This is a genomic window from Clostridioides sp. GD02367 (assembly GCF_045900275.1).
GTDB classification, from domain to species: domain Bacteria; phylum Bacillota; class Clostridia; order Peptostreptococcales; family Peptostreptococcaceae; genus Clostridioides; species Clostridioides difficile_A.
Genome location: NZ_JBJODK010000011.1, coordinates 34,018 through 46,914 on the forward strand (window position 1 = coordinate 34,018; position 12,897 = coordinate 46,914).

Annotated in this window: 11 protein-coding genes; 8 read left to right on the top strand and 3 right to left on the bottom strand. The window is 28.4% G+C overall.

The window, feature by feature from the left end; genetic code table 11:
• Positions 1-11: 11 nt before the first annotated feature.
• Together Q3223_RS14185 and Q3223_RS14190 are read left to right on the top strand one after the other, a co-directional pair.
• Positions 12-806 (top strand): MerR family transcriptional regulator, encoded by a 795-nt coding sequence (locus Q3223_RS14185; RefSeq protein ID WP_227832530.1) that lies wholly within the window; start codon positions 12-14, stop codon positions 804-806.
• A 97-nt stretch (positions 807-903) separates the two neighbouring features.
• The gene (locus Q3223_RS14190) at positions 904-2,208 is read left to right on the top strand and encodes an MATE family efflux transporter (protein WP_407812112.1); all 1,305 of its coding nucleotides are present in this window, start codon (positions 904-906) and stop codon (positions 2,206-2,208) included.
• Positions 2,209-2,354: 146 nt separating this feature from the next.
• On the opposite strand, the gene Q3223_RS14195 is transcribed toward Q3223_RS14190, so the two are convergent.
• Both Q3223_RS14195 and Q3223_RS14200 read right to left on the bottom strand, forming a co-directional pair.
• Positions 2,355-3,686, bottom strand: coding sequence for an MATE family efflux transporter (locus tag Q3223_RS14195; RefSeq protein ID WP_407812113.1), 1,332 nt, complete (start codon positions 3,684-3,686; stop codon positions 2,355-2,357).
• Positions 3,679-4,113 (bottom strand): MarR family winged helix-turn-helix transcriptional regulator, encoded by a 435-nt coding sequence (locus Q3223_RS14200; RefSeq protein WP_054269511.1) that lies wholly within the window; start codon positions 4,111-4,113, stop codon positions 3,679-3,681. Before Q3223_RS14200 ends, Q3223_RS14195 begins: the two co-directional genes overlap by 8 nt.
• 657 nt (positions 4,114-4,770) lie before the next feature.
• Between Q3223_RS14200 and Q3223_RS14205 the strand changes: the two genes are divergently transcribed.
• Genes Q3223_RS14205 through speB form a run of 4 tightly spaced genes read left to right on the top strand, consistent with a single transcriptional unit; the run spans position 4,771 to position 8,473 of the window.
• On the top strand, positions 4,771-6,246 hold the full coding sequence (locus Q3223_RS14205) for an aminotransferase class I/II-fold pyridoxal phosphate-dependent enzyme (RefSeq protein WP_054269512.1): 1,476 nt from the start codon (positions 4,771-4,773) through the stop codon (positions 6,244-6,246).
• A gap of 58 nt (positions 6,247-6,304) precedes the next feature.
• A complete protein-coding gene (speD, locus tag Q3223_RS14210) occupies positions 6,305-6,718 on the top strand; it encodes an adenosylmethionine decarboxylase (protein ID WP_054269513.1) in 414 nt (137 codons plus the stop codon).
• 35 nt (positions 6,719-6,753) lie between these two features.
• On the top strand, positions 6,754-7,605 hold the full coding sequence (gene speE / locus Q3223_RS14215) for a polyamine aminopropyltransferase (RefSeq protein WP_054269514.1): 852 nt from the start codon (positions 6,754-6,756) through the stop codon (positions 7,603-7,605).
• Positions 7,595-8,473 (top strand): agmatinase, encoded by an 879-nt coding sequence (gene speB / locus Q3223_RS14220; protein ID WP_167640067.1) that lies wholly within the window; start codon positions 7,595-7,597, stop codon positions 8,471-8,473. The genes speE and speB overlap by 11 nt, the downstream gene beginning before the upstream one ends.
• A 173-nt stretch (positions 8,474-8,646) precedes the next feature.
• Here the strand turns inward: speB and Q3223_RS14225 are convergent, their stop codons facing one another.
• Positions 8,647-8,847 carry a cold-shock protein gene (locus tag Q3223_RS14225; RefSeq protein WP_003418660.1) on the bottom strand — a complete coding sequence of 67 codons (201 nt, stop codon included), beginning with the start codon at positions 8,845-8,847 and terminating at the stop codon, positions 8,647-8,649.
• 457 nt (positions 8,848-9,304) lie between these two features.
• On the opposite strand from Q3223_RS14225, the gene Q3223_RS14230 reads away from it, so the two are divergent.
• Both Q3223_RS14230 and Q3223_RS14235 read left to right on the top strand, forming a co-directional pair.
• Positions 9,305-10,795 carry a 4Fe-4S dicluster domain-containing protein gene (locus Q3223_RS14230; RefSeq protein WP_054269516.1) on the top strand — a complete coding sequence of 497 codons (1,491 nt, stop codon included), beginning with the start codon at positions 9,305-9,307 and terminating at the stop codon, positions 10,793-10,795.
• 269 nt (positions 10,796-11,064) lie between these two features.
• A complete protein-coding gene (locus Q3223_RS14235) occupies positions 11,065-12,561 on the top strand; it encodes a 4Fe-4S dicluster domain-containing protein (protein ID WP_407812114.1) in 1,497 nt (498 codons plus the stop codon).
• The last annotated feature ends 336 nt before the right edge of the window (positions 12,562-12,897 follow it).

Below are 12,897 nucleotides of genomic sequence, written 5' to 3' on the forward strand. Positions count from 1 at the left end.
CATATTTTTCAATAGGTGAAGTATCTAAGCTTTTTGGGTTATCAATAAAAACTCTGAGATACTATGATAAAATAGGTATACTAAAACCAGCATATGTAAATCAAGAAAATAAATATAGATATTATTCAAGAGAGCAGTTTATGAGTATAGATGTAATTAAGTACTGCAAGATTATGGGAATGACTCTTGAAGATATAAAAAAATTGATTGATTCAGATGGTTCAATAAAATCTATGTTGAATACAATTAATGAGCAGAAAAAAATGATAGAAAATAAAATAAAAGAATTGTCAGATGTAAAAAAATATTTAAATGATATAGAATCTAATGTAAATGAATTATTGGAATATGGTTTAAATCAGGTATTTGTAAAATACAATAAAGAAAGAAAAGTAAGTGTTTATAAATGTGATTCAAAAGATGAAGTTGAGTTTGAGATGTATCTTAGACATGTCATCTTACATGTTCAGGACAAATACAACGATGTCTATCCTATAATCTCAGGGAGTATTTCTTATGAAAAAGTAATTAAAGAAAGAGATACATTATTATATGATAACATAGTTGATTTTACAAGAAGAGACAATTATGAAAATGAATATATTTTGCCAGAAGGAGAATATCTAACTATATTATATGATGATAATTGGAATAAAGCTTATGATTATTATCAAAAAATAATAGATTATGCTAAGGATAACAATATAGAAATTGTTGGTGATTTTAATGAAATATGGATACTCTCTAGAGTAGACTCAGATTCAAAAGAAAAGACATTAGTTCAGTTAGAAATAAGAAAAAAATAGTATACAAAAAAACTTGACTCTCCCCTCAGAGGATATATTAATATTTTATATAGTGGAATAATAATTATCATAATAATATATAGAGGGGTGATTTATAATGATAAAAAAATTTTTAGAATATGCCATACCATCAGCTCTTGCTATGTTTGTATCATCATTTAATACTATATTAGATGGAATATTTTTGGGGAAAGGACTAGGTGATGCAGCACTTACAGCTGTTAGTATAGTGGTGCCTCTTGTTATGGTGTTTTTAGGGTTATCTAGTTTAATGGCAGTTGGAGGAGGAGCATTAGTATCAAAAAACTTTGGTTCTGGAGATGATGAAAGGGCTATAAATATATTTAGGCAAGTTATAAAAGTTTTAATATTGGGTAGTGTATCTCTTACAATATTTTGTATACTTTTTTCAAATCATATTGTTAGATTTATGGGAGCAACTGAAAGCTTAGTTGGATTATCTGCTGAGTACTTAACCTTTTATGCTGTTTTTTGTCTTCCAAACTTACTAGGACTTGTTTTCTGTAGCTTTTTAAGAAATGATGGAAGACCAAAACTTGCAATGATAGCAACTTTGTCAGGGACAATTTTTCATATAGCTTTGAATTATATATTTATATTTAAACTTGGATTTGGTATAAAGAGTGCAGCAATTGCAAGTGGATTAGGTCAGTTATCAACACTAATGATAATGCTACCTCATTTTGTATTTAAGAAAGGTAAATTGTCCTTTGGAACAGCTAAAATAGAAAAAGATGTTTTAAAAGAATTGTTTGCAATAGGGTTCCCTTCATTTTTTGCAGAGTGTGCTTTTTCAATAATAATACTTGCACATAATATAGTTTTAACAAGAGTGGTTGGAGATGTAGGTCTTTCAGCTTATGCTGTAGTGAACTATATAACTACAAATATTTATAATCTTCTAATGGGAATAACTTTGGGTGTTCAGCCACTTATAAGCTATAATTTTGGTTCTAAAGAGACTAATAAAATGTTAAGTTATTATAGTATGGCAACGAAGATGAGTATTTTTGTGTCTGTAATATTTACAATAGTATGCTTCTTGTTTGGAAGAGAGATTATAAAAATATTTACAGGTGATGAAGAGATTATTTTAATGGCATACGTTGCACTTAATATGGCTAATATAGCTTACCTTATGATTGGAAAAAATTTAACAACAACTATGTATTATCAAGCAATAGAAATGCCAATACATTCTAATGTTATAGGGGCTTTGCGTTCAATTTTACTTTTACCTATTATATTGATTATTTTTTCTAAGTTATTTGGAGCAAATGGAATATGGGTAAGTATGGCTATTTCAGAGCTTTTAACAGTTTTGATTATGAGTAAAGCAGTGAATATAAAGGAATGCACAAAAAATGCTATAAGTTTATAGCATTTAATATTATAAATTATATAAGTAAGAGTTGTCTTAAAGCTGACTTTTTTAATCAAGTTTCAAGTTCAACTCTTTTATATTTTTTATAAAAAATTTCCTCATTCATACAACACTCAACAGGAATGTGTTATTTGATGATATATTTAAAGATAAGTATAGGTATCTTTTTTCTTAAATATATAAAATACTGCCACAATGAATCCAAGAACTTCTGCTGCAGGAACTGCCATCCAAACACCAAATTCTCCAAATATATTAGGAAGAATAAGAATAGCACCTACAATAAAAATGAAAGTTCTTGAAAATGATATAATGGCTGAGGTCTTTCCGTCTGAAAATGCAGTAAACATTGCAGAAGTAAAAACTCCTAATCCCATAATAATAAAAGATAGAGAGTAAACAAAAAATCCATGAAGTGTAATATCATAAACACTACTATTTACTGGAGTGAAAATTGTGATTGCTTCTGTTACTGTCAAATGAATCAAAAAGTTTGCTAATATTGTACTTATAAGCAAAAAAATAATACTGTTTTTAAATATACTCTGTAACTGCTCTTTGTCATCATTTCCATATTTGAAACTTATGACAGGTGCAATTCCATTAGAATATCCAAAATAAAGAGCAGTGAATATATATTGAAAATAAAGTATGATTGTAATGGAAGCTACACCATCTTCTCCATAAAATTTTAATAGAACATAATTAAACAAAAAAGTTGTTACAGCATTTGCTAAATTTGTTACCATCTCAGATGAACCGTTTGCACAAGCTTTTATAAGTACTTGCCAATCCATTTTAGGTTTTACAAAGCATAATGAATTTTTCTTAGATGTAAAGAAAAATAACAAGCCCACGATTGCAGGAATACAATAACTTATTCCTGTAGCAATTGCTGCACCATTTATACCTAGATTCAAGGGTGCCATAAAAATATAATCTAAGACAATATTTGTAATACCAGCTAATAAAGTAACAGCTAATCCTAATGTTGGTTTTCCTACTGTAACAAAGAATGTTTGAAAAGCCGTTTGAAGAAAGAAAGCAGGAGCAAATGAAAATATAATTTTTGCATAACAGATAGTTAAGGGAGACTGAATGGGACTTACACCTAAAAGTAAAATAATTTCATCAATGAAAACATTCCCTAGAATCGCAATCAAAATTCCTATTAAAACCTCTATAGCAATTAAAAAACTAAGATTTCCCTGTGCCTCTTTTTGTTTACCTTCACCTAATTTTCTTGCAATTATTGCACTACCACCAGTTGCAATCATAATTGCGATTGCCATTTCAAAGCATATTGCAGGATAAAACATATTAACAGCAGATAAAGCAGTCGTGCCAATTAATCGTGATACAAACATTCCATCAACAATAATATACATAGATAAACTAATCATCATCACAATGTTAGGTATTGCAAATTGTAATAATGAACAAAAGGAAAACTTTTTAGCCAAAACATTATCCATTATTGATTTCCTCCTTGAGTAATTCATAATATTTTGTGTTACTTACAATTAGCTGATTTATCAATTCTTCACCTAATTCTTCCATTACATTTTCTTCCATTTGAAGTAATGGCTTTAATATCTCGCAAGCGAAATCACTTCCTTTAGGTGTAAATGTAATCAATCGTTCCCTTTTATTTTCTTCATTTGGGGTAATTAAAATATAACCTTTTTTTTCAAAATCAAATAAAATTCCATGAACTGTTTGTTTAGGTAAAGCCCACCAATCACATATTTGTTTTTGAGTGCATGTCTTAAAATCATACAAGGTATATAGAACAAGCAAAGAATTGTAATTCAATTTATTCTTTTTCGCCCATATCCTATATAAATCCAATGTACTGCTTAAAGCAGAGTTTACAAGTCTAATTTGTTTTCTAATATCCATAATATCCTCCTAATAGTACTAATCGGTACTTTATGTAGTATAGTACTGATTAGTACTATTGTCAATAAGAAATAAAAAGAAACAAAAAATATCTTCCTTAACTATTTGCCATTCTAAATAAGGTTGTTTTGTTATATCAAGAAACTTTTATTCTTTGTAAATCTTTATTTTGTATCTGGTTTTATTTATAAAAATAGAATTTATTTCATCAAATAAAAAAAATTTAATAAATTTTAACAGAAAATAAAAATACAAAAATAGGAAATTTATTTAGTCTAACTAAACCAGAAATTTTGACATATGAAATCAGAATAATATAAAAGTTTAGTAATAAAATACTTACAACTTAAAAATATTAAACTCAAAAGCTTTGTAAATCTCAAAAAAATAGAAATGATAAAAAAATAAAAAACAAAAAAGTTTATAAATACTAATTTTTAAAAAAATTAATATAAACAACAAAAAATAAAAAAGTTTATAAATATTGACATGACTAATGTTTGGGTTTTTGGATAAAACCAAAAAAACACTTGTAAAAGTAGCGGAATGTTAATATAATAAATATCATGAGTTTAATAAAAGTAAAAATAAAAAATAGAAATAATAAATAAGAATACAATAATTATTTGAATATAGAGAGGAGATGAATTCAAAATCATGGATAGTGAGTTCGCAAATGCAGTTGAATTGAGCTATGAATGTGCTCCATTATTAGAGTCTTTAAAGGAATACTCAGAAAAAGATATAGCTTGCTTTGATGTGCCTGGACATGTAAAAAATAGAGGTGTAGATATATTAAATAAATATCTAGGTGAAAATCTCATGAAAATGGATATAAATTCATCACCAACTATGGACAATGTATCTGCTCCAAATGGGGTTATAAAAAATGCACAAGATTTGTTAGCGCAAGCATATATGGCTGATGAAGCATTCTTTATAACTAATGGTACAACTCAGGCAATACATGCAATGATTTTGAGTGTGATAAAACCAGGTGAAAAAGTATTACTTCCAAGGAATATACATAAATCAGTGATAAATGCATTAATACTCTGTGGAGGAATACCAATATTTATACAGCCAGAATTTGATGAGAAATTAGGCATAAGTTTAAATATTACTCTTAAAAAAATTAAAGTGGAGATAGAAAGAAATCGTAATATAAAAGCATTATTTTTTCTTAATCCAACTTATTATGGAGTTTGTGCTGATATTGAAAATATCATAGAGCTATGTCATAAAAATAATATTTTGGTGCTAGTGGATGAAGCTCATGGAGCTCATTTTCCATTTCATTTAGATTTGCCTCCCTCTGCAATAGGACTAGGAGCTGATATGGTAGCTGTAAGCATACATAAAACTGGAGGTGCATTGACACAGTCTTCAGCACTTTTGCTTAATAGAGGCAATGTAAAATTTGAAAAAGTTCTTCAATCAATAAATATGTTACAGTCAACATCAGCATCTTATTTACTTATGGCAAGTATAGATGGTGCTAGAGCAAACCTAGTTGAAAATGGAGAAAAACAATTATCAAAAGCACTAAATTTATCCAGGTATGCAAAATCAAGATTAAACAAAATTGATGGAATAAAAGTTTTATCTACTGAAATATTAAAACAAAAAGGTGTCAAATTTATAGATGAAACAAAACTATGTATAAACGTGAAAGAATTAAATTTAACTGGATTTGAAGTCTATGACTTATTATATAAAAATTTTTCGATTCAAGTAGAATTAGGAGATTCGTACAATATTCTTGCACTTGTATCTATTGGAACGAATAAGTCTGATATTGATAGATTAGTAAAAGCACTCTCTATAATTGCAAAGGTCTATAGAAAAGAATCTGCATTAAATGAGTTTAATATGGTTCAAATAAATCCTACTATTAAACTTAATCCTAGAGAAGCTTTTTATGCACCGAAAGAAAGTGTAGAACTTGATTTGTGTATAGATAGAGTTTGTGGAGAATCAATAATGGCATATCCACCAGGGATACCAATTGTTGCTCCAGGAGAATTGATAACAAAAGAAATTATGGAATATATTATTTTCTTAAAAAATAGCAATGTATATCTAACTGATGTGCAAGATAAAAACTTAGATAGAATACTTGTAATAAAATAAATTGCTTTATTTAGAAAAGATAAGAATAGATTAAATATGTAGAGGAGTTGGGATTGAAATGAAATTTGAAACACTAGGAAGACATATACTAGTAGAATATTATAATTGTGATGAGAATGTACTTAAAGACCCACATCTTATAGAAAATTTTATGAATGATTCAGCATTAAATGCAAAAGCTACAATCGTTGATTCTGTATTTCACCATTTTAATCCTTGGGGGGTTTCAGGTGCTGTTATAATTGCAGAATCTCATTTAACAATACATACTTGGCCTGAGTATGGTTATGCAGCAGCAGATTTTTTTACTTGTGGTGATATAGACCCATGGAAAAGTTTTGAATTGTTAGAACAACTTTTAAAATCAGAAAGAAGTGAGTCTACAGAAATTCCAAGAGGTCTGACTACAAAAATAAAAAAATATTCAAAAAAAGATTTAGGGAAAATTACTCATAAGCCAGAAGCAGTATAAATACAAAATATATAGGAGAAAGTGAGGATTATTATATGGAGCTTTGGTATACAGAAGAATGGACAGAAAATGTAAGATTTTCTATAAAAGTAAATAAACATTTATTTGAGGGGAAGTCTCAATTTCAGAGAATAGATGTATTTGATAGTGATGAATTTGGAAAGTTTCTAACAATAGATGGGTTAATGATGGTAACAGATAAAGATGAATTTATATACCATGAGATGATAACTCATGTTCCTATGTCTACAAATTTAAACATAAAAAAAGTATTAGTAATAGGTGGGGGTGATGGCGGAACTGTAAGAGAATTAAGCCGTTATCCACAAATAGAAAAGATTGATATGGTTGAAATAGATAAAATGGTTGTAGATGTATCTAAAGAGTATATGGATATATGCTCATGCAAATTAGATGATGAAAGAGTTAATTTATATTTTGAAGATGGTGTTAATTTTGTTAAATGTGCCTCTGATAAATCTTATGATTTAATAATAGTAGATTCAACTGACCCAATAGGACCAGGAGAAGGTCTTTTTTCAACTGATTTTTATAGAGATTGTCATAGAATACTGAGTGATGATGGAATTTTAGTAAATCAAAGTGAAAGTCCTTATTTTGATTTTAATGCTAGGGAAATGAAAAGAGCTAATAAGAAGTTAAAAGAAATATTTCCAATATCTGAAGTCTATCAAGCACATATACCAACATACCCATCTGGTCATTGGTTGTTTGGTTTTGCTTCTAAAAAATTTAGTCCAATAGAAAATCAAGATAGGGATGGATGGGAAAAATTAAATTTAAAAACTAAATATTATAATAGTAATATACACTTAGGTTCGTTTATGTTACCTCAATATGTAAAGGAGATGTTAGATGAACAATAATTTCTATCACATGAATACTTTTATGAGTATGGACAAAAATTATGAAGAATCTAATCTTATAGTATTTGGTGTTGGATTTGATGGAACGACTTCAAATAGACCAGGAGCTAGATTTGCAAGTGGTTCTATGAGAAAAGAATTTTATGGTCTTGAAACATATAGTCCGTTTTTAGATTTGGACTTGGAAGATTACAGTATATGCGATTATGGAGACCTAGAAATAAGTGTAGGAAGTACAGAAAAGGTATTAGAAGAAATATATATAGAAACATCTAAGATTGTTAGAGATTCAAAAGTTCCATTTATGATTGGAGGAGAGCATTTAGTTACACTACCAGCTTTTAAAGCAGTGTATGAAAAGTATAATGATATATATGTAATTCATTTTGATGCTCATGCAGATTTAAGAGAAGAGTATAATAATAGCAAAAATTCTCATGCAACAGTAATTAAAAGGGTATGGGATGTTGTAGGAGATAATAAAATATTTCAATTTGGTATAAGGTCTGGTACAAAAGAAGAATTTAAGTTTGCTACAGAACAAAAGCATACATATATGGAAATTGGAGGAATAAACACCTTTGAAAATATAATTAATATGTTGAATGGAAAGAATGTTTATTTAACTATAGATTTAGATATACTAGATGCATCTGTATTTCCAGGAACAGGTACACCAGAACCTGGTGGTATAAATTATAGAGAATTTCAAGAAGTTTTTAGAATCATAAAAAACTCTAATATAAATATCGTTGGTTGTGATATTGTAGAGTTAAGTCCTGATTATGATATTACAGGTGTATCAACAGTTATAGCCTGTAAAATATTGAGAGAGTTATGCTTAGTGATATCTGATAAAATTAAATAGAGTAGTTTTTGATAGTAATATATTATAATAAAAGAAGTTATTTTAAAAAGATGTTTTGAATTGTCTTTTTTAAAGTAACTTCTTGTTTTTGTAATGTATTATAAGTATAATAAACAACAAAAAAGAGCCTACGATAGCTCCTTTTCTAAAATATATATATTTAAATTAAATAATTATATTCTATTTACGTTTTCAGCTTGAGGTCCTCTATTACCTTGAGTTATATCAAAGCTAACCTTTTCGCCTTCTTCTAAAGTTTTGTATCCATCATTTTGTATAGCTGAGAAATGTACGAAAACATCGTCTTCTCCCTCTACAGATATGAATCCAAATCCTTTTTCATTGTTAAACCATTTTACTATTCCGTTTTTCATTATAAGAAAACCTCCGCTTTATTAAAAAATACAAACTAAAAAAATAAGTCTGTTCTATTAATATAGCATAAATTTAAAATAAAAGCAAATAAAATTTTTAAAAAAATTAATTAATTTTAGAATTTAAGAAAAACTGCTAAATCATATAATAACAGATAGTGCAAAATCATACTAAACTATGAATGAATTTAATAGCAAAAAATGTAATAAAAAGGAATGCAAATAAAAAGTAAAATTAAAAAATATAATAAAAAATATTATATATTCGATTAAAAATTCAAGATAAAAATAGTGAAATTTCAGAAATATCAATATTATTATACAATAAAATATAAAAACATTATATATATTCGATAAAATAAAATTTAAACATATAATATTTTATGTATATATTAATAAAAGCAAATATTGTGTTATAATGGTATCGTATAAAATCATTTACGGGGGTGGTATTAAAATGTTTCAATTTGAAACACAAATACACAAATTAAGACATGATGTTTTAACAGCAATAGCTAGGCTTGGAAAAGAAGATAACCTTACAAGAGAAGCAATGGATAATATTCAATATGAAATAATAAAAGGTGAGAAACCTACATACAGATGTTGTGTTTATAAAGAAAGAGCCATAATATCTGAGAGAGTAAATGTAAGTATGGGGTTAGAACCAGGTCAAGATAAAATAGATTTAGATACAATGGATATAGGAGAAGATGAACAAATTATATATATTTTGGAGGCTGCATGTGATAGTTGTCCAATAAATGAATTTACAGTAACTGATATTTGTAGAGGCTGTCTAGCACATAGATGTAAAGAAGCTTGTAAATTTGGTGCTATAACACATGTCGGAGGAATGGCTTATATAAATCACGAATTATGTAAGGCTTGTGGAATGTGTAAAAAAGCTTGTCAATATGATGCCATCTCAGAGGTTGTTAGACCATGCAAGAGCGTATGCCCAACTAATGCCTTAGGATTTGATAGAGAGAATATGAAAGCTATGATACATGAAGATAAGTGTCTAAACTGTGGTGCATGTATGTCAGCCTGCCCATTTGGAGCGATATCTGATAAGAGTTTGATTGCTCCTGTAGCTAGACAATTAGTTAAAAATGAAAAAATGTATGCAGTAGTAGCTCCAGCTATAACAGGTCAAGTTGAAGCAAATGTTACATATGGTCAAATAAAGAATGCTATAAAATCATTAGGATTTGTAGATGTACTAGAAGCAGCTTGTGGAGCAGATGCAGTCACAGTGCATGAAAGCTTAGAGTTTGCTGAAAGAATGGAAAAAGGAGAATCTTTTATGACAAATTCTTGTTGTCCAGGATTTGTTGGTTATATAGAAAAGACATTCCCAAATCATGTAGGAAAAATATCATCTACAGTATCTCCTATGATAGCTAGTGGAAGATTTATAAAAAGTTATGAGCCAGATGCTAAGGTTGTATTCATAGGACCATGTACAGCTAAAAAGAGTGAGGCAGCTAAGAAAGAATTAAAAGGTGCAGTGGATTATGTACTGACTTTTGAAGAAATAATGGCATTATTTGAAGCATTTGATATAGACTTAGCTAAGTGTTCAAATGAAGATATAGATGATGCATCAATATTTGGAAGAGGTTTTGGCGCTGCTGGAGGTCTTACAAAAGCCATAGAGAATTACCTTGCTGAAAAAGGCATAGGTGTTAACTTTGAACCTGTAAAGATTTCTGGTGCAAGAGAAATCAAGAAAACTATGACTATGGCAAACTTAGGAAAATTAGAAGGTAACTTTATAGAGGGAATGATGTGTGAAGGTGGATGTATAAATGGTTCTGGTAAGTTCTTATCAGGTGCAAAAGTTAAAGCCACTTTTGATAGAAAAAATTCTCAATCAACTAAGAAGAGTGTCTTAGCAAATACTAAGATAAAAGATTTTAGTAAAATAAATTTAGAAAAATAAAACGAGTATAAAATACATATTATATAGAGTTGTTCTAAGTTGCAAGTTGACTTTTGGGTAACTCTATTTTTATTTATATTTTTGTTTATTTAGTAATTTAAATTAAAAACTATATACACTTAAAATAAAAATTACATATATAATATTTTGTATATAACTTAACAAAGTATACGCCTGTGTTATAATGATTTATGGGAATAAATGAAAATACAATGTACATAATAGTAGAAATATAGCAAAAAAGATGTGATTTATGGGGAGGATTACTTATGTTTGAGTTTGAAACGCAACTAAAAAGGTTGAAGCATGAAGTTTTAACAGCAGTAGCTAGATTATCAATTGAAGAAAAATTAACAAAAGAAAATATAGAAAAAATTCCATATGAAATAATCAAAGGAGAAAAAGCAAGATATAGATGTTGTGTTTATAAGGAGAGAGAGGTAGTTCTTGAAAGAGCACAACTTGCATTAAGTTTAACACCAAATAGTAAATATGGAGATATAAATCCAGATTTAGTAAACTTAGATACAGATGAACAAATTATATATATAGTAGAAGCAGCATGTGATAGATGTCCAATAAATGAATTTACAGTTACAGAACTTTGTAGAGGATGTCTAGCACATAGATGTAAAGAAGCATGTAAGTTTGGAGCGATTTCTTACATAAATGGGAGGGCATATATAAATCATGATTTATGCAAAGCTTGTGGAATGTGCAAAAGTTCTTGTCAATATGATGCTATATCTGAAGTTGTAAGACCTTGCAAGAGTGTCTGTCCAACAGGAGCATTGGATTTTAATAGAGATACTATGAAAGCTATGATACATGAAGATAATTGTATAAATTGTGGAGCATGCATGTCAGCATGTCCATTTGGAGCAATATCTGACAAAAGTTTGATAGCACCTGTTGCGAAAAAACTTGCCAAAAAGGAAAATATGTATGCAATAGTAGCTCCAGCTATAACAGGTCAAATTGATAGTAATATTACATATGGACAGTTAAAAAATGCTATAAAGTCATTGGGATTTGTGGATATGATAGAAGCTTCTTGTGGCGCAGATGCAGTTACAGTTCATGAAAGTAATGAATTTATTGAGAGAATAAAATCTGGAGATGATTACATGACAAATTCATGTTGTCCTGGATTTTTTAAGTATATAGAGAAGATGTTTCCTGATGAAAAAGATAAAATATCATCTACAGTATCTCCTATGGTAGCAACAGGAAGATTGGTAAAAAAATTTGATTCTGATGCTAAAGTTGTATTTATAGGTCCATGTACAGCTAAGAAGAGTGAAGCAACAGATGCATGTCTAAAAGATGCAGTAGATTATGTGCTTACTTTTGAAGAATTAATGGCATTGTTTGAATCCTTTAATATAGATTTATCAAAATGTTCAAATGAAGATATAAATGATGGGTCAATTTTTGGAAGGGGATTTGGAGCATCTGGAGGTCTAACTAAATCCATACAAAACTATATTGCTGAGAAGGGAATTAGTTTTGATTTTGAACCTATAAAAGTATCTGGTTCAAGACAAATTAAAAAGACAATGACAATGGCTAAATTGGGTAGATTAGAAGGTAACTTTATAGAAGGAATGATGTGTGAAGAAGGATGTATTAATGGAGCAGGTAAGTTTTTATCAGGAGTAAAAGCCAAAAATACCTTTGATAGAAAAAATGGACAATCGACTAAAAAGAGTGTCTTATCTAATGATAAAATTAAAGGATTTGAAGATGTGACTTTAGAAAGATAGACTTAATTTTTATAAAAAGAACAGGGCTGTCGCACTAGAAAATAGTGCTACGCCCTTTTTTGTACAAAAAAGCAAATCCCAAGTTCAAAAGAACTTGAGATTCTTGTATAATATAATTCAGTTTACAAACTTTCTTGAAAATAATAAAGAGATTTCAAAGAACACTCTATTTATTGATGGTACAAAGATAGAGTCATCTTCCAATAGATATACTAAAAAAGTATTCTAAATTTATTATTTATAATAAAATATTATCTGAAAAAATGCTATTTTTATACCTTTATTTATCATGCATAATTTTACTTAGAACATAAACTTTATTTATAATAAATGTAC

What these genes read in the sequence shown, in the direction of transcription:
- Q3223_RS14235 (WP_407812114.1), top strand. Translation starts at nt 11,065, where the DNA reads ATGTTTGAGTTTGAAACGCAACTAAAAAGGTTGAAGCATGAAGTTTTA.
- Q3223_RS14195 (WP_407812113.1), bottom strand. Translation starts at nt 3,686, where the DNA reads ATGGATAATGTTTTGGCTAAAAAGTTTTCCTTTTGTTCATTATTACAA.
- Q3223_RS14230 (WP_054269516.1), top strand. Translation starts at nt 9,305, where the DNA reads ATGTTTCAATTTGAAACACAAATACACAAATTAAGACATGATGTTTTA.
- Q3223_RS14190 (WP_407812112.1), top strand. Translation starts at nt 904, where the DNA reads ATGATAAAAAAATTTTTAGAATATGCCATACCATCAGCTCTTGCTATG.
- speD (WP_054269513.1), top strand. Translation starts at nt 6,305, where the DNA reads ATGAAATTTGAAACACTAGGAAGACATATACTAGTAGAATATTATAAT.
- speB (WP_167640067.1), top strand. Translation starts at nt 7,595, where the DNA reads ATGAACAATAATTTCTATCACATGAATACTTTTATGAGTATGGACAAA.
- Q3223_RS14225 (WP_003418660.1), bottom strand. Translation starts at nt 8,847, where the DNA reads ATGAAAAACGGAATAGTAAAATGGTTTAACAATGAAAAAGGATTTGGA.
- speE (WP_054269514.1), top strand. Translation starts at nt 6,754, where the DNA reads ATGGAGCTTTGGTATACAGAAGAATGGACAGAAAATGTAAGATTTTCT.
- Q3223_RS14205 (WP_054269512.1), top strand. Translation starts at nt 4,771, where the DNA reads ATGGATAGTGAGTTCGCAAATGCAGTTGAATTGAGCTATGAATGTGCT.
- Q3223_RS14200 (WP_054269511.1), bottom strand. Translation starts at nt 4,113, where the DNA reads ATGGATATTAGAAAACAAATTAGACTTGTAAACTCTGCTTTAAGCAGT.